The sequence below is a fragment of the Kangiella sediminilitoris genome, assembly GCF_001708405.1.
GTDB classification, from domain to species: domain Bacteria; phylum Pseudomonadota; class Gammaproteobacteria; order Enterobacterales; family Kangiellaceae; genus Kangiella; species Kangiella sediminilitoris.
Genome location: NZ_CP012418.1, coordinates 1,497,894 through 1,517,520, shown reverse-complemented (window position 1 = coordinate 1,517,520; position 19,627 = coordinate 1,497,894). Strand labels below are relative to the sequence as shown.

The following is a 19,627-nucleotide window of genomic DNA, read 5'->3' as shown; positions in this document are numbered from 1 at the left end:
TAAGCAATTTTTAAACTAGTTTACTGTTTATGAAAAAATTTTACGTTAAAAATATTTGGTGGTGGCACGTTACTTAGGTGGCGGGCTCCTTTGCGTATAGACGAAATGAATTCATAAAAGCCCGCACTATGCGGGCTTTTTTTATGCCTGAATGAAAAGTAAACATTAAGAGAAGAGAAACTTAATTATGTCAGTAACAAACCTAAACACAGTCGCTAAATTTACATGGTGGTGGATTCACTAGGGTGGGTTATTGTCTATTGAATATGACAGAAGCCCGCCATTGTGCGGGCTTTTTTTATGCCTGATTAAATTAACTTTAAAGGAAATTTCCATGATTATAATTTTGAAACCAACTGCTAGTGAAGCCGATGCTAGAGAAATCTTAAACCAGATTGAGCAATCAGGTTTAAAGCCACTACACATGCCGGGAGTAGAGCGAACAGTAATTGGTGCGCTTGGAGATGAGCGTATTCTACAGTCCCTCCACCTTGATAATCATCCTCAAGTTGAACATGTAAAGCCAGTACTAAGTAAATACAAATTAGTCAGTAGAGAGATCTATCCACATGACACTGTGATCCCTATCGGTAATACTCCTGTCGGTGGTGATGACTTCACTATTATGGCTGGACCCTGTGCCATTGAGAGTTACGACCAGCTTTTAGAAACCGCTAAGCAGGTTAAGGCGAGTGGTGCAACTGTATTGAGAGGGGGCGCGTTCAAACCTAGAACTAGCCCATACTCATTTCAAGGACTGGGGCTTGAGGGACTCAAAATAATGCAGCAGGTTGGACAGGAAGTTGGTATGGATACTATCACCGAAATAATGGATATCAATGACCTCGATGATATCGCTACTCATGTTTCTGCTTTTCAAATCGGTGCCAGAAATATGCAAAATTACACACTTCTTAAAGCCGTGGGAGAAACTAAACACCCAGTTCTTCTGAAGCGTGGCTTGTCAGCAACAATTGAAGAATTATTACTTGCAGCTGAGTATATTGTTGCAACCGGCAACCCTAATGTGATGATTTGCGAACGGGGAATTAGGACTTTCGAAACTGCAACCCGAAATACTCTGGACCTTAACGCAGTAGCCTTCATAAAAGAAAAAAGTCACCTGCCTGTCATTGTTGATCCTTCTCATGGTACGGGTGTTCGCACTTTAGTAAGTCCCATGGCAAAAGCAGGAGTAGCCTGTGGTGCAGATGGATTGATTATTGAGTCCCACAGAAACCCTAGAGAGTCCGTATCTGATGCTGCACAGGCCTTGTCAGCAGATGACTTTTCACAACTAATGCAACAGCTGGTTCCATTTATTAAGGCTAGCGGACGTAGCATTAAGGAGTTCGATTATGCAGGTTAGTACACTGAGTAGAAGATTACCTCTTAGCCTGAGTCCTTATCAAGTGTTCGCGGTTTTATCTGATAATGGAAAGCAAAGTCATACCGCTCTGTTAGAAACGGCAGAAGCTGGAACCCATCATCATAAGAATAGCGTGAGCATGCTCTCTGCTGCTTTACAGGTTAAGGCACTGGGCAAAACAGTTACTCTCAATGCTCTGAATGAGAATGGGAGTTTTATTCTTGATGCTGTTCTAGGCAGTCGCGAATTTTGCCGAGATTTTTTAATAAAAGACAAAAAAGTTTCTCTGGAATTGACTTGTAAAGGAAGCCCTCAGATGAGTGATGAAAGAGAGCGCTTATTTGAGAACACTACGGTATCGGTTTTGCAGAAATTAAGAGACCTTATAAAAACTGAAGACTCTGCCGGTAATGAATCTTCTATGCTGATAGGAGCGTTTAGTTATGAGGTTGTTGAACAATATGAAACATTGCCTGATATTGAAAAAAATCAAGAAGACTACTGTTTCTACATTGCTGACCAACTGGTAGTTCAGAGTCATGATAATCAAAATGCCAAAATTATAGTGAAGGGCTTTGGTAGTAACGCAGACAATACTGTCAGGCTTGGTGTTGAGCTCGAGCAAATTTATCAAATACTGAAGGGTTCATCTGTTTCAGATACCTTAAGTTTCCCCGCTACTATGGGGAACACTGAAATTGCTCTCAACATTGCTGACAAGGATTTCTACCAGAAGGTTGAGGAGGCCAGAGAGCGAATTAAGCAGGGCGATATCTTTCAGGTGGTTCTGTCTCGTATTTTCTCTGTTTCATGCCCCAATCCTTTCCAGGCCTATGGCAACTTAAGGTTAAGTAACCCTTCTCCCTATATGTATTTTATTAACTTTGGTGATAAAGAACTGTTTGGTGCAAGTCCTGAGAGTGCACTTAAAGTTAATCGACAAAGAGAAGTATTTCTATATCCCATAGCAGGTACCCGCAAGCGTGCGTTTGACTCAATCACCGGGCAAATCAATCACGATCAGGATTCGCGCATAGAGTTTGAATTAATTGAGGATATTAAAGAGAACGCTGAGCATATGATGTTGGTTGATTTAGCCAGGAATGATCTGGCGAAAATCGTGGAAAAGGGTACAAGAGAAGTCATTCAGCTTAAACGAGTTATCAAATATTCTCATGTGCAGCACATGGTTTCTGAAGTTAAAGGCGTGTTGAAACCTGATATTGATTCCTTGGTCGCTTATCGAGCTTGCGCCAATATGGGCACGTTGACTGGAGCACCAAAAATAAAGGCTATGGAGATTATCAGGCAGCAGGAAGACAAAGCTCGTGGTTATTATGGGGGCGCCGTATGCACCTTGAATGCTAATGACGAGTTTGATAGCGCCATTATTATCCGTTCTGCAGTGGTAACCGACGGTGTAGCTGAAATTACGGCTGGAGCTGGAGTTGTTCATGACTCAATACCCCGGGAGGAAGCGCTCGAAACTGTAAACAAAGCTAAGGCTGTTATTGATGCATGTCGAAAACAACAAATTAATTCCGAGGTATTAGTATGAAGGTTTTGATTATCGATAACTACGATTCGTTCATATACAACCTCACCTATGAATTTGAATCATTAGGGCATGAAGTATCGGTCTGTCGAAATGATATTGATTATGAAGAGTTGCTTCGTAACAGCAAACTCACCGACTTATTGGTAATTTCTCCGGGGCCTGGTTCACCAGAAACCGCTGGTCACTGCATTCGTCTGGTCAGAGATTTGAATGGGTATACACCTATTCTGGGAGTCTGTTTAGGGCATCAAGTTATCGTCTCTGCTTATGGTGGCGAAGTTACGCCTGCAAAGGCAATTGTTCATGGTAAAACCGATGTTGTGAAATCACATGGTAGCGGTGTTTTAACGGGTCTTGGCACAAGCTTAAGGGTCGCCCGTTACCATTCCCTTGCAGGAACAGTTATCCCAGACGTTTTACAAATAGATGCGGAAACAAATGATCAGGAAGTGATGGCTGTATCCCATCGAGAGTTACCAGTTTACGGTCTTCAGTTTCACCCTGAAAGTATTATGTCCAAAAAAGGAACTGATATTTTGAAAAACTTTGTTCAATTATTTTCCAAGGGTAGTACCAGCTTTAAAGGAAAGGAGAAAGTATATGCTGAATTTGCTTGAGAATGTGTATCAAGGACGGCATTTGAACTTTGAGCAAGCCAGCTGCTCGTTCAGAGAAGTATTGAAAGGTGATATTGAGATACCGGTTGTTGCCGCCATGTTAGCTGCACTTAAAACAAAAGGTGAAACTGTAGAGGAAATCGCGGGTGCTGCCGCGGCATTGCGTCATGAAGCTCAATATTTCCCACCACCTCAATACTCTGTCAGTGATTGTTGTGGAACAGGAGGAGACGGGCTAAATACGATTAATGTGTCTACCCTGGTATCAATTGTGGCTGCCTCTGCTGGCGTAAAAATAGTGAAACACGGTAATCGATCTGTTTCTTCTAACTGTGGATCTGCTGATTTAATGGAGCAGCTCGGGGTTAATATTAATCTATCTGCTGCCAAGAGTAAGGAGCTCTTGGATAGTGCTAATTTTTGCTTTCTATTTGCACCGGAATATCATCAAGGCGTTAAGCATGTGATGCCTGTAAGACAGTCATTAAAAACTAGGACAATCTTTAATTTAATTGGACCATTAGCAAATCCAGCACTTCCGGATGTGCAGTTATTAGGTGTCTACGATGAACAGTACTTAGAGCCGTTTGCTGAAATTCTAAAGCTACTTGGCACCAGGAAAGCTTTAATCGTTCATGGTTCGGGTCTGGATGAAATTGCTGTTCATGGTCAAACCAAAGCTGTTAGCTTAAATAATGGTGTCATTACAATGGAAGAGTTAACTCCTGAAGATTTTTCAGCTAAACGACACTCTTTATCGGATATTCAAACATCAAAAGATATTGATAACAAAACGTCAGCAATCAAATTACTGACTGGGAAAGGTACTGAAGCTCACATTGATATGGTTGCAGTTAATAGTTCTGCATTATTGGTATTGAATGATTTGGCTGGCAGTTATGATGATGGCTATCAAATAGCACGAGATCTGATTCAAAGTGGGAAAGCCTTGCAGCAGCTAGAGAAGATCAAGGAGTTGTCGCATGGTTAACGTACTACAGGCAATTGTCGACCACAGGAGAGAAACCTTAGCCAATAGTTCTGATGTATATGAACTGGAGCAAAGTACTCGAAGTCTTTATGATGCGCTGAGTCAACCGTACTTCGGTTTTATTATGGAGTGTAAAATGGCATCACCGTCTAAAGGATTGATACGTTCTGATTTTAACCTGAAAGAAATCGTACCGGTTTATAATCAGTATGCCGATGCCATTTCGGTGCTGACAGAAGACCGATTCTTTAGAGGCAGCTATGCCAATCTAAAGTATGTTAGTGAAAACACGGATAAGCCGGTTCTTTGTAAGGACTTTATCTTAGAACCGAAGCAAGTCCGACTGGCTCGTCACCATGGTGCGGATGCAATTTTACTAATGATGTCGGTATTAGACGACAAATCCTATCAAGCCTGTAAACAACAGGCCGAAAAGCTAGCTCTGGATATTTTAACGGAAGTTCATGATGATAAAGAGTTGGAAAGAGCTCTTAAGTTTGATGCAAAAATCATCGGTATCAATAACAGGAATTTAAAAGATTTAAGTGTCGACCTGTCTCATACAGAGCGTTTGGCAAGAAATGTCCCAGACGATGTCATTGTCGTTACTGAGTCCGGTATTAATAGCCATGATGATGTATTGAGTTTATCTCCTATTGCAGATGCCTGCCTGGTTGGTAGCTCACTGATGTCTCAAAAGGATTTAGATAAAGCCACCAGCGAACTAGTTTATGGTGATATCAAAATCTGTGGAGTGACAAATCAATACGATGCTGATGCATTACAGAGCACTCCAGCTTCATCTCTGGGTATGATCTTTGTAGAGCGATCTCCGCGATACTTCAAGGATAATGAGCTTAAAAGTCATAAGCCAAGAGTTGGTGTATTCCAAAATCACAGCCTTGAACGGGTATTAGAGCTGGTTAATAAGCACGATCTTGAAACAGTTCAACTACACGGCGATGAGTCCGTCAGTTATGTCAAAGAACTAAAGGAAGCTCTCCCTGAACATTGCAAGTTGTCCAAGGTGCTTTCCATAGAACCTGATAAGAAGATTCCTACAACATTTGAGTATGCTGTGGACGAGGTGCTTTTAGATACAAAAATTGGAGATTTAACAGGTGGTACTGGACAGAATTTTGACTGGTCTCTGATTAATGAATTTAAACGACACTTTCCAAATCTTAAGGTTCGAGTTGCTGGTGGTATTGATTCAAACAACATTCAGAGACTAAAGCTATTAGGGGTCAGTGCAATAGATGTATGCGGCGGTACAGAATCAGAACCGGGCATTAAATCTTTAGACAAAGTGAGTGAACTTTTCTTCAATGCTCGCGCAAAATCTGGAAGAAATACTAAGAGGTAAATTATGTCAGTAGCTGAGAAACACGAAAGTAAAAAGTATGAATATAACGGGGCATATATCGGACAGTATGGAGGTCAGTTTGTGCCTCAGATTTTAGTGCCTGCATTGGAGCAGCTGGAACAAGCTTTTGAAAACGCTATCGCTGACCAGGAGTTTTTAGATGAACTCAATAGTCTATTGAGTGACTATGCGGGGCGACCAACCCCCTTAACTGAATGTCAAACGTTTGGTCGCAACGATAACTGCCGAGTCTTTCTAAAGCGCGAAGATCTGCTCCATGGTGGAGCACATAAAACCAATCAGGTCTTGGCTCAGGCACTATTGGCCAAGCGAATGGGAAAGAAACGTATTATTGCTGAAACTGGTGCAGGACAGCATGGTGTAGCGACAGCTTTAGCCTGCGCACTTCTGGGGCTGAAGGCAACCATCTACATGGGTAAGAAAGATTGTGAGCGTCAAGCGCCTAATCTTTTTAGAATGCGACTAATGGGGGCAGAAGTTGTACCGGTTGATAACGGAAGTGCAAGCCTTAAAGACGCCATAAATGAAGCACTTCGTGATTGGGCAACAAATTATGATGATACGCACTACCTTCTTGGAACAGTTGCAGGCCCACATCCGTTTCCTAAAATGGTTAAACGATTTCAACAGGTCATCGGTGAAGAGGCTAAACGCCAGATTATAGAGCAAACAGGGCGGCTGCCTGATGCAGTTATAGCGTGTGTTGGTGGTGGCTCTAACGCAATCGGTATATTTACTGATTTTATACCCGATAATGGGGTGCAGTTAATTGGAGTAGAGCCTGCTGGCCATGGTCTCGATAGTGGCGCTCATGGTGCTACCTTACTCAAAGGCAAGGAAGGGATTATCCATGGTGCCAGAACACATACGTTACAAACTGAAGAAGGCCAGATAGTTGAATCTCATTCTGTTTCAGCTGGTTTGGATTATCCGGCAGTAGGCCCTGAACATGTTCACCTAATGACCTCAGGTCGTGCTGAATATGTTGGAGTCACAGATAATGAAGCCCTGGAAGCATTCCAGGAGTTATCTTTCGCGGAGGGTATCATACCAGCGCTGGAGTCATCTCATGCATTGGCTTACGCAAAAAAGTTAAGTGAACACGCGGAAGAACCGACAGTTTTATTGGTAAACCTATCCGGCAGAGGTGATAAAGACTTGAATCATGTCATGGATATCATAGAACAAAAGCAAAGAGGTGAATGAAGTGCGCTATAACACTATGTTCAAAAGAGTTAGAGAAGAAGGGCAGTTAGCCTATATTCCCTTTGTCGTCGTCGGTGATCCTAATAAAGAACTGTCGCTGGATATCATTGATACGTTGGTTGCGAACGGTGCAGATGGGTTAGAACTTGGGCTAGCTTTTTCAGATCCAGTTGCGGATGGACCTGTAATTCAACAAGCAACTTTACGTCCCTTAGCTAACCAGTTCTCTATTTCTGATGGCTTAGAGCTGATTGGTGAAGTAAGGCTGAGGTATCCCGAGTTGCCGATAGGTTTGCTGACTTATGCTAATTTAGCTTTTGCTCAAGGACTGGAAAACTTCTTTAATAAATGTCGTCTTGCTGGTATAGATTCGGTATTGATTGCGGATTGTCCAGTCAAAGAATCTAAGCTTTTCTCAGATGTGGCTGAAAGCCAGGGAGTTGATCTTGTCTTTATTGCTCCGCCTGATGCTACTGATGAGGTTTTACAACAGATAGCAGCGACAAGCCGTGGCTATACCTATGTACTTAGCAGAAAAGGAATTACGGGAACCGAGGTCGCTGCTAATAAAGCCAGTACTAAATTTCTAGATACTTTAAAAAAATTTAATAGCCCGCCTTTGGTACAAGGTTTTGGTATTTCAGAGCCTCAGCATGTTTTTGATGCGGCTAATGCGGGAGTTGATGGAATTATTACGGGTTCAGCCATAGTTAACTTGATCAATCAACATTATAATAACCCTCAGATTATGCTTGAGCATATTGGGGAGTATGTACGATCCATAGCTCAAGCTGCTCATAGAAACCATACCCAAACTGCCTAATTTGGGTTGAGTTTGACAAGACAACACAAAAGAGAGAGTAAGGCTATGTCGATTGCTGACGATATCAAGCAAAGGTTATTGCAACTGGAGCAGGAAGTAGAGGAAGAGAAGTTATTTTTAGTAGGTTATCTGGTCCCTATGGTTGATTTAATTCCTGCGGATGATTTAACAGATGAACAGTGGTTCGCAGAGTTCGCATTATTTGTAGAGGATGCGGTTGAATCAGATGGCTTGAGTGATCGCGATGTCGAGCTACTCTCAGAGCTTATTGAGGAACTGCAACCATAGTGCCCCTATCTTGTTTAAAAGATTAGATTATGACAACTAAAAAGATTGTTTCTCACCATATTGTTGATCCAGAAGTAGTGATGCCGGGTAGTAAATATCTGGCAAATCGGTATATAGCTCTGGCGGCTATTGCTAATGGTGAAACTGTGTTGAGGAACCTCCCTCAGAATGATGATATTGAAGCTGCACTCGATGCAGTAGGCAAACTTGGTGCCACAGTACGTCATTTGAGTGAGAAGGAAGTCTCTATTCGAGGTATCAGGGAGTATAAGCAACAGGGGACGGTTAAACTTAATTGTCGGGATAGCGGAACCTTAAGTCGCTTTGTGACTGCCCTGGCTAGTAATCTAGAGTCAGAAACTGTGATTGATGCCAGTAAGCAAATGCGTCAGCGACCGATGGCAGAGGTCGCACAGAGCTTGCGGGACTTGGGAGTTGAAGTTAGTGGGAACAACTTACCCATTAAGTTAAAGGGGCCTCTTCGGGGAGGGACTATTTCTCTTGATACAAGTCGTAGCAGTCAGTACTTGAGTGCTTTATTAATAGCGTCATTAAAGGCAAAGAGTGACACACGAATAAAGCTTGTAGGTAAAACGGTTTCATCCAGTTACGTTGAGCTGACAAAAGAAGCTATTAAAAAATTTGGTGGGCGCGTGGAAGATATATCCAGTAGTGAGCTACTGGTGAAAGGAGAACAATATCTATCAGCCCCAAACATTGACGTTGCAGGCGATGTCGTCAGCAGCAGTTACTTTATGGTCGCTGCATTGTTGGGCAAAACTTCAGTAACCATTAGAGGCTTTGACTTTAACTCTCCTCAGGGTGAGTCACTATTTTATGGAATTCTCTCTAAAATGGGAGCTGAGGTTGAGTGTCAGGCAGGTACCTTAAAAGTTTCATATACAGGCTCTTTACGGGGGACTGAAGTAGATATGGGCAATATGCCAGACGTTGTTCCAACGTTAGTAGTATTGGCTTTATTTGTCGAAGGTATAACTCATATCACCAATATTGCCCATCTCGCATTTAAAGAGTCCAATCGAATTGTGGATCTCTGCGAACAGCTGAATAAATTAGGTGCAGAGATTACTTATAGCAAAGACAGCATAACCGTAACTGGCGGTCAAAATTTACAGGCAACCACTTTATCCAGCTGTCATGATCATCGTCTGGCAATGAGCTTCGCTTTGATTGGTATTCGTATACCGGGTATTGTAATCGAAGACGCTCAGGCGGTGGAAAAATCATTTCCTTTATATTGGGACTATCTTGAGAAAATAGGAATAGAAGTGGCTGATGTTAACAGTCAATTAATTGGAGTGCAGAATGGCGGGTGATAGCTTAGGAACATTATTTCGGGTTACCAACTACGGTGAGTCCCATGGGAAGGGTATCGGGGTAGTTGTCGAAGGTTGCCCGGCAGGATTAGCGCTATCTGAGGAAGATATCCAGCCCTATTTGGATAAGCGCCGCCCAGGACAAAGTTCGATTACCACTCGTCGAGATGAGGCCGATTCTGTTGAAATCTTATCCGGTACTATTGATGGTAAAACCACGGGTACCCCAATAAGTTTATTTATTCGTAATAAAGATCAGAGAAGTAAAGATTACTCTGAAATGGCTCAGCTATTTCGTCCCAGCCATGCAGATTACACCTATCACAAGAAGTACGGAATAAGAGATGTTGCCGGTGGGGGCCGCAGTTCCGCAAGAATTACCGCCGGACATGTCGCGGCTGGTGCAATTGCACGAAAAGTGCTTCATCAGGCGCTTGGTGTGGATATTATTGGCTACGTCAAAAGTATTCAGGACTTAGAGTTGACGACTGAGCCCGAAGATATAAATCCCGAATTAATTGAAACCAATTTAGTGCGTTGTCCCAATGAGTCATTGGCCGATAAAATGGTAACCAAAATTGAAAAAGCCAGAAAGTCTGGGGACTCTTTAGGCGGCATTGTAGAGTGTCAATTGAGAGGTGTTCCTGCTGGACTGGGAGAGCCCGTATTCGACAAGCTGGAAGCCGATTTAGCTAAAGCTATGCTAGCCATTAATGCAAGTAAAGGTTTTGAAATTGGTTCAGGTTTTGCCGGGACTCTTGAGCAAGGATCCACACACAATGATATTTTCTTTGACGACGACGGTGTGGTGCGAACCCGGTCAAATAACTCGGGTGGTGTTTTAGGCGGTATTTCCAATGGAATGCCGATCGTATTCAGGGTAGCTTTTAAGCCAACACCTACTATTATTCGTGAACAGGAAACGGTCAACAAAGAAGGAAGGGATGTGGTCTTTCATGGACGGGGGCGTCATGATCCCTGTGTATTACCCAGAGCGGTTCCAATTGTTGAAGCTATGTCAGCCTTGGTTTTATGCGATCACTTTCTACGTTTCAGGGCTTATAAAGAGTTGTTTTAGGAAAAGGCTGGGAATCCAGCCTTTTGTATTTCCGTAAAGATCTATTCAATGCCTTTGGCTCTCTTTGCTTCAGCGTTGGTTTTAATCCCTTGAGATAAGGCATACTGCTTAACATAACTAACAGAAGCCAGAAAGTATAGAACTGATAAAACCACAAGTATGGATGACCAGACAACTTTATCCGGCTCGATAATAAAGTAGAAAGCGTAGAAGAAGGGTAGAAGAATAATAAAACCTGTCCAACCATAGGTATAAGTTTTACCTTTAAACATACCTGGCAGGGCAAACAATAACGGTGCCCACCAAATGGCCAGTGAGATCCAGCGCATGACTGGGTGCTGATGATTAAACCATATAAAAAAGGGTAATATGATAACGGTGGCTACGAAGCTGGCAACGGCTATTAATCGTGCTCGAAGTGCTTTTTTTAAATGTATATTAGTTGAGTCAGTCATTTGAGTTCAATTTCCTGCTAAGCTCAGCCATCCGTTTTCCCTGTGCTAGACAAAGAGCTTTTTCTGATTGACTGATATCATTATCATTTTCTGCTCCTGCTACATGTGAGGCGCCATAAGGAGTACCGCCTGAGGTGGTTTTTACTAACTCCGTTTCAGAGTAGGGAATACCAGCAATAACCATGCCATGGTGCAGTAAGGGAACCATCATCGTAAGTAAGGTTGATTCCTGTCCACCGTGCAGCGAGCTAGTAGAAGTAAACACGCTTGCAGGCTTCCCGCTTAAAGTTCCAGCCAACCACTGCGATGAGGTTTTTTCCAGAAAGTACTTTAGCGGAGCTGCCATATTACCAAATCGGGTTGGGCTACCTAGAACCAGCCCATGACATTGCTCCAGATCCTCGAGAGAAGCATAAGGATCACCTTCTTCAGGAATAGCGTCTGCAAGAGACTCATGGTCAGCAGATACCGCAGGTACCGTGCGAACTACTGCCTGGCATCCGTCAACACTGTCTATGCCTCTTGCGATCAGTCTTGCCATGGATCGAGTGTGACCATAGCGAGAATAATAAAGTACTAAAATATTTTTCATACTATTTAATAATATCGAGAACGTTTTCAGGAGGACGCCCAACGGCAGCTACAGTCTCGTTAAATACAATTGGGCGCTCAATGACTTTTGGGTATTGCACCATCAGGTTAATAACTTGCTCATCTGTTAGCTCCTTGTTATCCAGGCCTGCTTCCTTATACTCAGCTTCTTTGGTACGTAATATATCACGTGCGCTGACACCTAAATTCTTAATGATACCCGAAAGTTCTTTTTCGGACGGTGGTGTTTTAAGATACTCAATGACCGTAGGTTGAATGCCATTCTCTTCTAATAAAGCAAGTGTTTGTCGAGATTTTGAGCAACGAGGGTTATGTAAGATGTTAAAATCACTCATAATAGTTTAAAGTTGAACAATTGATGCGACTATTCTAGGCATATTTGATGTTAGAAAAAAGGATTAAATGGCTAAAAGCCTTCTCCAAATTTGTTTTTAGTGAGTTTGCAAAAAAAAATGCTGGCTCAATGGCGGCTGAATTAACGCTCAACAACATGCTGGCACTTGTACCTCTGATGACGGTTGCCGTCAGCCTGATGGCGATATTTCCTGCATTTGATAATCTGAACCTTCAGGTTCAGGACCTCATATTTAAGAATTTGTTGCCTGAAACCGGGTTGGCGGTTCAGGAACACCTTAATGAGTATGTAGCCAAGTCAAAAAATTTATCAGCAGTCGGTTTCGCTTTTCTTATTGTTACTTCGTTAATGCTGATGCGAGCGATTGACCGAGCTATTAACACTATCTGGGAAACTCGTAATCGACGACGTGGTATTCAGAAGTGGCTGTCTTACTGGGCTATGCTAACTATGGCACCTATCTTAATTGCAGCAAGTTTGGCTGCCTCTTCCTATTTTGCTGCGTTGCCATTGGTCAGTAAAATAAGTGGGGTTCTAACTTTTGGACTGCCTTTTATATTAATAGTACTGGCTTTCACTGCTCTATATATGGTGACTCCATTCAGCCATGTAAAATTCCGGCTTGCAGTTTTATCAGCGACTGTCACCGCTATCCTGTTTGAATTAGCTAAGTATGGTTTCGCTATTTTTGTTACCAAATTTTCTACTTATGAAGTAATTTATGGCGCAATTACTGCGATTCCACTGTTTTTCCTTTGGGTATTTTTATCTTGGTTGATTCTATTGTTTGGCGCGGTTATCTGTTTCGCCTTACATCGCTTTGAAATGCAGAGTGAAAAAACTGAGCATGAGTTTATATCTATTCTTAAAATTTTACAGTTTTTTGCGATGGCTCAGGCTAGTGAGTCCAGTGTGACGATTGCTCAATTGAAGAGTAAGTTTTCTTACCTCCATGGCCAAACATTACGTCATTTGGTCGAGCAGTTATTAAGTCTGAATTACTTAGCCAAACTTGAAAATGACCAGTACTGTTTAAAGCTTAATGCTAGCGATCTAACTATTGGAAGGGTTTATCGCCAAGGTCCCTGGAGACTACCCAACAACAACCAAATCCTTGATGCAGAGGAAGAATCCAGTTTTACTAAATACGTTGAGTCGGCTAATGAAGCCGTTAGTGAGGAGTTAGATGTTTCAATTGTTAGGGACCACAGCAAAGACAGTAACCAATGAGTTGCTGTCTTTTGTAGCTATGACGTGATATTCGCTAATTGTTCCATCTGACTGAATGCTCAGTGAGGTTTTGTTGCCGACAAGATTCCTGGGCGTAATTAGAAGCATTTGTCTTTCTGCTTCATAGTGAATTAGGATAACTTTATGCTGTACCGTTTCACCTTGCCTGTTTCGAGTCAGGTAATGGCAGGGTTCGGCTTTCCCTTTCAGATACTCCACGCCCATTGATGCGCCGGTAGAGCGGTTGCCATTTAACCAGCGAATAATACCGACCAGTCCTTGTGACTGGCTTGATTCCTTTCTAATAAAGACGATATTGCCAACATTTAAACTTGATACATCCGCTAAAGGCTGCTTTAGACAAACTCCACCCTTGCTATAGTTGGTCGCCTGCCAACGTATCAGGTGGGGATAATCATTCTCTTGTTTTATATCAAGAAGAGGATGCTTTAATTGTGACAGTACATTGAATACAGGGCTGAGACCTATCGTGAGGTTAATGTTACTTTGACTTGGATAGCGAGGGTCTTTCCGCTCAATGTGGTGATCGCAGTATGCGTATATCTGCTGTAATAATTTATAACCTGAGTTTTTATCGATAGAAGGGTAGAAACCGTGCTGAGGAAGTTTATGATGTTGCTCGTAAAACTTTAGTTGATGTTGCAGCTCCTTTAAAAGTTCTGTTGTAATAAGTAGTCGATATAGAGAATGTTCTTCATATTCGACATCTGCCGCTGCATATTCAGGGCGTCTACTGCTAAGCAAGTCAATGATGAAACACTCGCTATCAGAGTACTGTTTTAAGTCGGACGATAGATAGGTTGTTTTACTCCAATGTCCAAAGTATTTGAATAAATGCCAATGTAGGTTTCCTTCTGTATGGTAGGGGTTAATTACAGACATTAAGCAGTTACGCTTATAGGTATTTTCAATTGAATCGAGGGCCTGTAGTGTTTCCTCTGAACCATTTGCTTGCTTCAACTGGTGCAAACTTTCTCTTTCTGCAAAGTGATATAGTTTATGAAGTTCGTGCCAGATATAACTGGGTATTGGTGCGTACTGCTGATAGTGCTCTATTAGATGCAGTCCAAGGTAGTGCTGTGCTTGATTAATGGCGTGTGCAAGACGTACCTGCTTTTTAAGAGCCATTTTTTGTTCTGCTAGCTCATGGACTACGCGCTTGTAACCATAGGCTAGCTCTGCTGTTAACTGACTAAGAAGCTTTATTTGTTGATCAGTCGGTGTGACAACCCTTTGGTCATTATGCTGTCTGAAGTGGCGGCTCATTTGCAAATAGCCTTGACTCAGAGTATCCAGATTTTCTTCACGATATGTCAGCTTGCTTTCGCTTCTATTGAAAGTCTTAGCTGCGTGTAATAGCTCTCTTAGTGATTGATTAATATCGGTGAAGGTTTGCTCTTCTAGCCATTGCCTGACAGCAGCAGGCCGGTTATCCATCATAAACTCTTGTCCCTCTTGAGTTGATGGATAGGTTAATTGTATCGACTCCATAAGTGCTTCCCTTTATAGCCTTAACCAGTTGTAATTTGCTTTAAGCTTTATGGTTTTTATCTGTATAATATGCACAAAAAGTGTGACAGAGTCTACTTTTTGTTGTGGATTCTTAACTTAACTTATTGATTTATATCTGGTGTCTCATGAAAAAACGTTTATATGGCCTATTGGTAGTGTTTGCGCTGGTATTAATGGGCTGCTCTGAGCAAAACTCCTTTCATTTATTATCTGGCAAAAAAATGTCAATGGACGATTACAAGGGGCAATGGCTAGTTATTAACTTTTGGGCAGAGTGGTGCCCACCATGCCTTGAAGAGATTCCTGAGCTTGGATTACTGGCAGATGAAAATCCAGACATTGCTGTTTTGGGAGTGAGTTACGATAAGCTTGATAATTCAGAGCTGAAAACACTGGTTGATAAGCTTGATATTCGTTATCCGATTGTTGCAACAAGCCCAATGCCATACCTTCCGGTAACAAAGCCACAAAGTCTTCCCGGGACCTATTTAGTGAGCCCCAGTGGACAAACGATGGGGCCGATTCTTGGTAAGGTGGATCGCGAAAAAATATTAGAGATCATCAAGAAAGTTGAAGGAAACCCGGCGTTTAAAGGTTAGCGTCTGGTTTCACCCTCTATTTTTGCACGGATTCTCTGTTTAACTTCTTCAAGACGTGCCTGAATACGAGTTTGAGCGTAGGGATCCTTTGAGTTGGCGTGTAACGCCAATTCAAAGTGACGACGGGCAGTGCGTAGATCACCCAATAATAGTAAATACTGCCCTGTGGTTTCATACATTTCAGGCGTATGTCCTGCCTTTGCCTGTACTTCCGCCAAAAGCTTTAGGTAAACAGGGTTAAATCGGTTTACATCAACATAACGCAATAATAATTTTTCTGCTTTCTCTACATGCTCAGTATTTAAGTAGATTCGAGAGGTTGCTAAAATCAACTTGGTTGAATTTGGGTGTTTTGCCAATTGAGTTTCTAGCAACGGGAGCATTTTATCTCCACTTTTATTCGCTAGATGTGCCTCTGCCAAGCTAAATAGTAGTAATTGATTCCCTTCATGTTCCTCATAAAGTTTGCTTAGAATGTTAATTGCCGTAGACAGATTACCTTTGTTCTTAAGTAGTTCGGCATACAAATAGCGTTCACCTAGTCCGGAAAGTTTCTTATCGTTGAATTTTTTGGAAAGTTGTCTGAATTTTTCACGGTCGTTCACCAAAAACTTACTAGCTATTCTGGACTTTACCAGGTGGTAATCAGTGGAGTCTTGATAGTTGACTTTGGGATACAGCTCAGCTCTTTCTCTGGCAGCTGCAATACGGTTTCTGGATAAAGGGTGAGTCAGTAATATCTCTGGTGGTTTAAATTGATATCTGCTGGCCTGCTGAAGAGTTTCAAAAAAGTCAGCTGCTGCTCTAACGTCAAACCCTGCACTCGATAGCATGGTAATGCCAATACGATCTGCTTCTTTTTCATTGTCGCGTGTGTGGTTGATGATACTCTGCTGACCCGCTGCCTGTGTAGCTGCAACACCGGCCATACCAGCTTCAGGATCCTGGGTTGCTACTAACACTGAGGCAATTACCCCAAGGATTGATGGAAGAGAAAGTTCGCTTTGAGCTTCCAATCGACGGGCTAAGTGGCGTTGAGTAACGTGAGCTACCTCATGACCGACAACTGAAGCCAGTTCGCTTTCGCTTTGAGAAGCTGTGATTAACCCAGAATGTATACCGATGTACCCACCCGGTAGGGCGAAAGCATTGATGGAATTATCCTGAATAACAAAAAATTGAAATTGTCTCTCTAAAGCATCAGGGTTTGCGGCTACTAAACGATACCCAAGCTGCTGAATATAGTCCGTTACAATTGGATCCTTCATCAGGTACTGGCTACCACGGATTTGCCGCATAATCTGATCGCCTATCTGCTGTTCTTCTGCAACAGATAAAGTCGAACCAGCTGCCTCACCTATTTTAGGTAGGTCTAAATTGTGTGTTGCAGCTACAGAATGAGCGATGCCTGACAAGCTTAAGGCAAGCGTCAAAAAAGCCTTTTTAGTTTTTGAGAGCAATAATTTGTTACTCATTCTTATGAAATAGCTATGAAGTTACTGTATATGATGGGGTTTGTGTGGTAAAAGTTCAATCATAAGTGATGATCGGCTGTTTATCTTTTAAGATATCAATTGCGGTAAAAACGAATTTAATATCATGAACTCTATCTTTACACGCTGGTTTCAGCGCAACTTTTCAAGCCCGGCCACTATCGTGTTGACAATGTTAATTGTCGTTGGCTTCTTCATTATTCTCACGGTAGGCGATATATTAGCCCCAATTCTTTGGGCGCTTGTAATCGCATATTTACTGGAGTGGGGCGTATCAGCGCTGCAAAGAAAGGGGCTGGGGCGATTAAGTTCAGTTCTTATTATGTTTACCAGCTTTATTGGTCTTTCAATTGTGATCTTTCTTGGACTGGTTCCTTTGATATGGAAGCAGGGATCTAAACTGGTTGCAGAGCTGCCGAATATAATGCTCAAGCTCAAAGAGCAAGTACTTGAGCTTCCTACCAAATACCCGAATTTTGTTTCCACTGATCAAGTAGATGGCTTTATTACCAGTTTGAATTCTGAGCTTGGTGGATTTGGTGAAGCAATACTAAGTGCATCATTTAGCTCTCTAGTTAGTGTTGCCAGTCTTTTAGTGTATATCGTTCTAGTTCCTCTCCTTGTGTTCTTCTTTCTTAAAGATCGTCAGAAAATCTTTGGCTGGTGTAGCCAATGGCTACCGCAGGAGCGTCACTTGGCTGAGAGGGTATGGGTGGAAGTTAACCGGCAAATAGGTAACTATATTCGTGGCAAGGTAGTAGAGATCATTATTGTTGGTATCGTTTCTTACATTACCTTTGTACTTATGGGGCTCAACTATGCCTTATTGCTCGGTGTAAGCGTTGGTTTGTCAGTATTAATACCTTATGTTGGTGCAGCTCTGGTAACGATTCCTGTGGCACTTATAGCATTTTTCCAGTGGGGACTAACTCAGGATTTTTATATCTTGATGATTGCTTACTTCATCATACAAGTTTTGGACGGGAATGTTCTAGTTCCTCTGATATTTTCAGAAGCAGTTAACTTACACCCTGTAGCAATTATTGGTGCAATTTTACTCTTTGGAGGACTCTGGGGTTTCTGGGGAGTATTCTTCGCAATACCGCTCGCAGTATTGGTCAATGCTACTCTGGATGCTGTTAAAGAGCACAAAGCAGAACAGGAAGAAGCCCAGGGTGTGTCTGAGGCGGAATGCGAGGCTGAGTGAAAGATCTCCTGATCTGGCCGCAAGACCAGGAGATTGTCTTTTTAAAGAAGTTCGGTTGCGTAATCAGCGAGACGAGAGCGCTCACCACGTTTTAATGTGATATGGCCTGCATGTTTCCAGTTTTTAAAACGGTCAACTACAAACGTTATCCCTGAGGTCGTTTCGGTCAGGTAAGGTGTGTCTATTTGTCCTACATTACCCATACATACTACTTTAGTTCCTGGCCCGGCTCGGGTAATTAAGGTTTTCATCTGCTTTGAAGTGAGGTTTTGAGCTTCATCAATAATAATAAACTTATTAAGGAAAGTACGCCCTCGCATAAAGTTCAATGATCTGACTTTAATCCATTTACGTAATAAATCGTGTGTCGCAGCTACTCCCCATTCATCATTCTCACTGGGGGATAATACTTCTAGATTATCCATCAGGGCTCCCATCCATGGCGTCATCTTTTCCTCCTCAGTACCCGGGAGGAAGCCAATATCTTCGCCAACCGAAACGGTAACACGAGTAACAATAACCTCTTTGTAGCGTTTCATTTCTATGGCTTGTTCTAGTGCTGCAGCTAGAGCCAGCAGGGTCTTACCGGTACCGGCTGGACCCTGTAGGGTGACAAAGTCAATTTCCGGATCCATAAGAACATTTAAAGCAAAACTTTGTTCACGGTTTCTTGCTGTAATGCCCCAAATATTATGACTGTCATTTCGATAGTCGACGAGGAGCTCTATAACAGCAGTTGGATTATCTTGGTCACTATCATCAATTTCACGCACAATAGCTTCAAAATTGTCTTCTGGTTGAAATAGACATTGGTTGACAAACCACTCTCTGATTAGGGGGCCCTGTATTCGGTAATAGGTGTGGCCATCTTCTTGCCAGGAGTCGATATCTCGGCTATGGGTATCCCAGAAGTCACTTGGCAGCTCGAAGTAGCCAGTATGTAACTGTTCAACATCATCCAGTACTTTATCGTTGTAATAGTCTTCAGAATGAACACCTACGATATTCGCTTTGATTCTAAGGTTAATATCTTTTGAGACAATGGTAACTGTTTTGTCTTTGTTTTTTGTCTGTAGAGCTAAAGCTACATTAAGGATGGTGTTGTCTGCTTTGCTGCTGGGCAGCGAATCCGGGAGTCTATCGATATGATCTTTGGTTTGGAAGTAGATTTTTCCGTGTTTATCGGCATCTTGAATCTGAGGTAACAGGCCTATTGGAATGCCTTCTTTCATTGGGTCTTTATCATCCTCAGCGATTGAAAGCAGGTCATCGAGATAACGACTGACTTGCCGCACATTTCGGGCCACCTCCGAAAGGCCCTTCTTTCCTGCATCTAACTCTTCGAGAACGACCATTGGAATTAAAATATCATGTTCTTCAAAGCGGAAGAGGGCGGTGGGATCGTGCATCAGCACGTTAGTATCAAGAACAAAAAGGCGTTTACCATCGATGTTAGGTTTTACCATTGGGACTCCTTTACTTGGCTCCT

19 protein-coding genes are annotated in these 19,627 nt (G+C 42.4%); 13 read left to right on the top strand and 6 right to left on the bottom strand.

The window, feature by feature from the left end:
• Window positions 1-334 precede the first annotated feature (334 nt).
• From aroF to aroC, 10 genes are read left to right on the top strand one after another with little or no spacing between them, the layout of a single operon-like run.
• On the top strand, window positions 335-1,369 hold the full coding sequence (aroF, locus tag KS2013_RS06960; RefSeq protein WP_068991696.1) for a 3-deoxy-7-phosphoheptulonate synthase: 1,035 nt from the start codon (window positions 335-337) through the stop codon (window positions 1,367-1,369).
• Window positions 1,359-2,927, top strand: a complete 1,569-nt coding sequence (locus tag KS2013_RS06955) for an anthranilate synthase component 1 (protein ID WP_068991692.1) — start codon at window positions 1,359-1,361, stop codon at window positions 2,925-2,927. The genes aroF and KS2013_RS06955 overlap by 11 nt, the downstream gene beginning before the upstream one ends.
• The gene (locus KS2013_RS06950) at window positions 2,924-3,544 is read left to right on the top strand and encodes an anthranilate synthase component II (RefSeq protein ID WP_068991688.1); all 621 of its coding nucleotides are present in this window, start codon (window positions 2,924-2,926) and stop codon (window positions 3,542-3,544) included. Before KS2013_RS06955 ends, KS2013_RS06950 begins: the two co-directional genes overlap by 4 nt.
• Window positions 3,528-4,535 carry an anthranilate phosphoribosyltransferase gene (gene trpD / locus KS2013_RS06945; RefSeq protein WP_068991683.1) on the top strand — a complete coding sequence of 336 codons (1,008 nt, stop codon included), beginning with the start codon at window positions 3,528-3,530 and terminating at the stop codon, window positions 4,533-4,535. The genes KS2013_RS06950 and trpD overlap by 17 nt, the downstream gene beginning before the upstream one ends.
• Window positions 4,528-5,901 (top strand): bifunctional indole-3-glycerol-phosphate synthase TrpC/phosphoribosylanthranilate isomerase TrpF, encoded by a 1,374-nt coding sequence (gene trpCF, locus KS2013_RS06940; RefSeq protein WP_068991680.1) that lies wholly within the window; start codon window positions 4,528-4,530, stop codon window positions 5,899-5,901. The genes trpD and trpCF overlap by 8 nt, the downstream gene beginning before the upstream one ends.
• 3 nt (window positions 5,902-5,904) lie before the next feature.
• Window positions 5,905-7,128, top strand: a complete 1,224-nt coding sequence (gene trpB, locus KS2013_RS06935) for a tryptophan synthase subunit beta (protein WP_068991678.1) — start codon at window positions 5,905-5,907, stop codon at window positions 7,126-7,128.
• Between the two features lie 16 nt (window positions 7,129-7,144).
• Window positions 7,145-7,951 (top strand): tryptophan synthase subunit alpha, encoded by an 807-nt coding sequence (gene trpA, locus KS2013_RS06930; RefSeq protein WP_068994454.1) that lies wholly within the window; start codon window positions 7,145-7,147, stop codon window positions 7,949-7,951.
• A gap of 45 nt (window positions 7,952-7,996) precedes the next feature.
• On the top strand, window positions 7,997-8,239 hold the full coding sequence (locus KS2013_RS06925; RefSeq protein WP_068991675.1) for a hypothetical protein: 243 nt from the start codon (window positions 7,997-7,999) through the stop codon (window positions 8,237-8,239).
• Window positions 8,240-8,268: 29 nt separating this feature from the next.
• Window positions 8,269-9,576: a 3-phosphoshikimate 1-carboxyvinyltransferase gene (gene aroA, locus KS2013_RS06920; RefSeq protein WP_068991672.1), complete on the top strand. Its 1,308-nt coding sequence runs from the start codon at window positions 8,269-8,271 to the stop codon at window positions 9,574-9,576.
• Entirely contained in the window at window positions 9,566-10,654 is a 1,089-nt protein-coding gene (gene aroC, locus KS2013_RS06915; protein WP_068991668.1) for a chorismate synthase, read from the top strand. Before aroA ends, aroC begins: the two co-directional genes overlap by 11 nt.
• Before the next feature lie 41 nt (window positions 10,655-10,695).
• On the opposite strand, the gene KS2013_RS06910 is transcribed toward aroC, so the two are convergent.
• The 3 genes from KS2013_RS06910 to arsC are packed head-to-tail and all read right to left on the bottom strand — an operon-like array spanning window position 10,696 to window position 12,056.
• Window positions 10,696-11,109 carry a DUF2069 domain-containing protein gene (locus KS2013_RS06910; protein WP_068991666.1) on the bottom strand — a complete coding sequence of 138 codons (414 nt, stop codon included), beginning with the start codon at window positions 11,107-11,109 and terminating at the stop codon, window positions 10,696-10,698.
• Entirely contained in the window at window positions 11,102-11,701 is a 600-nt protein-coding gene (gene wrbA / locus KS2013_RS06905; RefSeq protein WP_068991664.1) for an NAD(P)H:quinone oxidoreductase, read from the bottom strand. The genes KS2013_RS06910 and wrbA overlap by 8 nt, the downstream gene beginning before the upstream one ends.
• Before the next feature lies 1 nt (window position 11,702).
• Window positions 11,703-12,056, bottom strand: coding sequence for an arsenate reductase (glutaredoxin) (arsC, locus tag KS2013_RS06900; RefSeq protein WP_068991658.1), 354 nt, complete (start codon window positions 12,054-12,056; stop codon window positions 11,703-11,705).
• A 47-nt stretch (window positions 12,057-12,103) separates the two neighbouring features.
• On the opposite strand from arsC, the gene KS2013_RS06895 reads away from it, so the two are divergent.
• Entirely contained in the window at window positions 12,104-13,306 is a 1,203-nt protein-coding gene (locus KS2013_RS06895) for a YihY family inner membrane protein (RefSeq protein ID WP_068991653.1), read from the top strand.
• Here the strand turns inward: KS2013_RS06895 and KS2013_RS06890 are convergent.
• A complete protein-coding gene (locus KS2013_RS06890) occupies window positions 13,268-14,818 on the bottom strand; it encodes a hypothetical protein (RefSeq protein WP_068991650.1) in 1,551 nt (516 codons plus the stop codon). The two genes, KS2013_RS06895 and KS2013_RS06890, sit on opposite strands and share 39 nt — an antisense overlap.
• Window positions 14,819-14,964: 146 nt before the next feature.
• Here KS2013_RS06890 and KS2013_RS06885 point away from each other — a divergent pair, with 146 nt between their 5' ends.
• Entirely contained in the window at window positions 14,965-15,438 is a 474-nt protein-coding gene (locus KS2013_RS06885; RefSeq protein ID WP_068991647.1) for a TlpA family protein disulfide reductase, read from the top strand.
• Here KS2013_RS06885 and KS2013_RS06880 read toward each other — a convergent pair.
• Window positions 15,435-16,913 (bottom strand): M48 family metalloprotease, encoded by a 1,479-nt coding sequence (locus KS2013_RS06880; protein WP_068991644.1) that lies wholly within the window; start codon window positions 16,911-16,913, stop codon window positions 15,435-15,437. The two genes, KS2013_RS06885 and KS2013_RS06880, sit on opposite strands and share 4 nt — an antisense overlap.
• A 124-nt stretch (window positions 16,914-17,037) precedes the next feature.
• Here KS2013_RS06880 and KS2013_RS06875 point away from each other — a divergent pair, with 124 nt between their 5' ends.
• A complete protein-coding gene (locus KS2013_RS06875) occupies window positions 17,038-18,138 on the top strand; it encodes an AI-2E family transporter (protein WP_068991638.1) in 1,101 nt (366 codons plus the stop codon).
• Between the two features lie 41 nt (window positions 18,139-18,179).
• On the opposite strand, the gene KS2013_RS06870 is transcribed toward KS2013_RS06875, so the two are convergent.
• Entirely contained in the window at window positions 18,180-19,604 is a 1,425-nt protein-coding gene (locus KS2013_RS06870; protein WP_068991636.1) for a PhoH family protein, read from the bottom strand.
• Between the last annotated feature and the right edge of the window lie 23 nt (window positions 19,605-19,627).

What these genes read in the sequence shown, in the direction of transcription:
- KS2013_RS06875 (WP_068991638.1), top strand. Translation starts at nt 17,038, where the DNA reads ATGAACTCTATCTTTACACGCTGGTTTCAGCGCAACTTTTCAAGCCCG.
- KS2013_RS06955 (WP_068991692.1), top strand. Translation starts at nt 1,359, where the DNA reads ATGCAGGTTAGTACACTGAGTAGAAGATTACCTCTTAGCCTGAGTCCT.
- aroA (WP_068991672.1), top strand. Translation starts at nt 8,269, where the DNA reads ATGACAACTAAAAAGATTGTTTCTCACCATATTGTTGATCCAGAAGTA.
- trpD (WP_068991683.1), top strand. Translation starts at nt 3,528, where the DNA reads ATGCTGAATTTGCTTGAGAATGTGTATCAAGGACGGCATTTGAACTTT.
- KS2013_RS06890 (WP_068991650.1), bottom strand. Translation starts at nt 14,818, where the DNA reads ATGGAGTCGATACAATTAACCTATCCATCAACTCAAGAGGGACAAGAG.
- KS2013_RS06870 (WP_068991636.1), bottom strand. Translation starts at nt 19,604, where the DNA reads ATGGTAAAACCTAACATCGATGGTAAACGCCTTTTTGTTCTTGATACT.
- trpA (WP_068994454.1), top strand. Translation starts at nt 7,145, where the DNA reads ATGTTCAAAAGAGTTAGAGAAGAAGGGCAGTTAGCCTATATTCCCTTT.
- KS2013_RS06910 (WP_068991666.1), bottom strand. Translation starts at nt 11,109, where the DNA reads ATGACTGACTCAACTAATATACATTTAAAAAAAGCACTTCGAGCACGA.
- trpB (WP_068991678.1), top strand. Translation starts at nt 5,905, where the DNA reads ATGTCAGTAGCTGAGAAACACGAAAGTAAAAAGTATGAATATAACGGG.
- KS2013_RS06895 (WP_068991653.1), top strand. Translation starts at nt 12,104, where the DNA reads ATGTTAGAAAAAAGGATTAAATGGCTAAAAGCCTTCTCCAAATTTGTT.
- KS2013_RS06880 (WP_068991644.1), bottom strand. Translation starts at nt 16,913, where the DNA reads ATGAGTAACAAATTATTGCTCTCAAAAACTAAAAAGGCTTTTTTGACG.
- KS2013_RS06885 (WP_068991647.1), top strand. Translation starts at nt 14,965, where the DNA reads ATGAAAAAACGTTTATATGGCCTATTGGTAGTGTTTGCGCTGGTATTA.
- arsC (WP_068991658.1), bottom strand. Translation starts at nt 12,056, where the DNA reads ATGAGTGATTTTAACATCTTACATAACCCTCGTTGCTCAAAATCTCGA.
- KS2013_RS06925 (WP_068991675.1), top strand. Translation starts at nt 7,997, where the DNA reads ATGTCGATTGCTGACGATATCAAGCAAAGGTTATTGCAACTGGAGCAG.
- aroC (WP_068991668.1), top strand. Translation starts at nt 9,566, where the DNA reads ATGGCGGGTGATAGCTTAGGAACATTATTTCGGGTTACCAACTACGGT.
- trpCF (WP_068991680.1), top strand. Translation starts at nt 4,528, where the DNA reads ATGGTTAACGTACTACAGGCAATTGTCGACCACAGGAGAGAAACCTTA.
- aroF (WP_068991696.1), top strand. Translation starts at nt 335, where the DNA reads ATGATTATAATTTTGAAACCAACTGCTAGTGAAGCCGATGCTAGAGAA.
- KS2013_RS06950 (WP_068991688.1), top strand. Translation starts at nt 2,924, where the DNA reads ATGAAGGTTTTGATTATCGATAACTACGATTCGTTCATATACAACCTC.
- wrbA (WP_068991664.1), bottom strand. Translation starts at nt 11,701, where the DNA reads ATGAAAAATATTTTAGTACTTTATTATTCTCGCTATGGTCACACTCGA.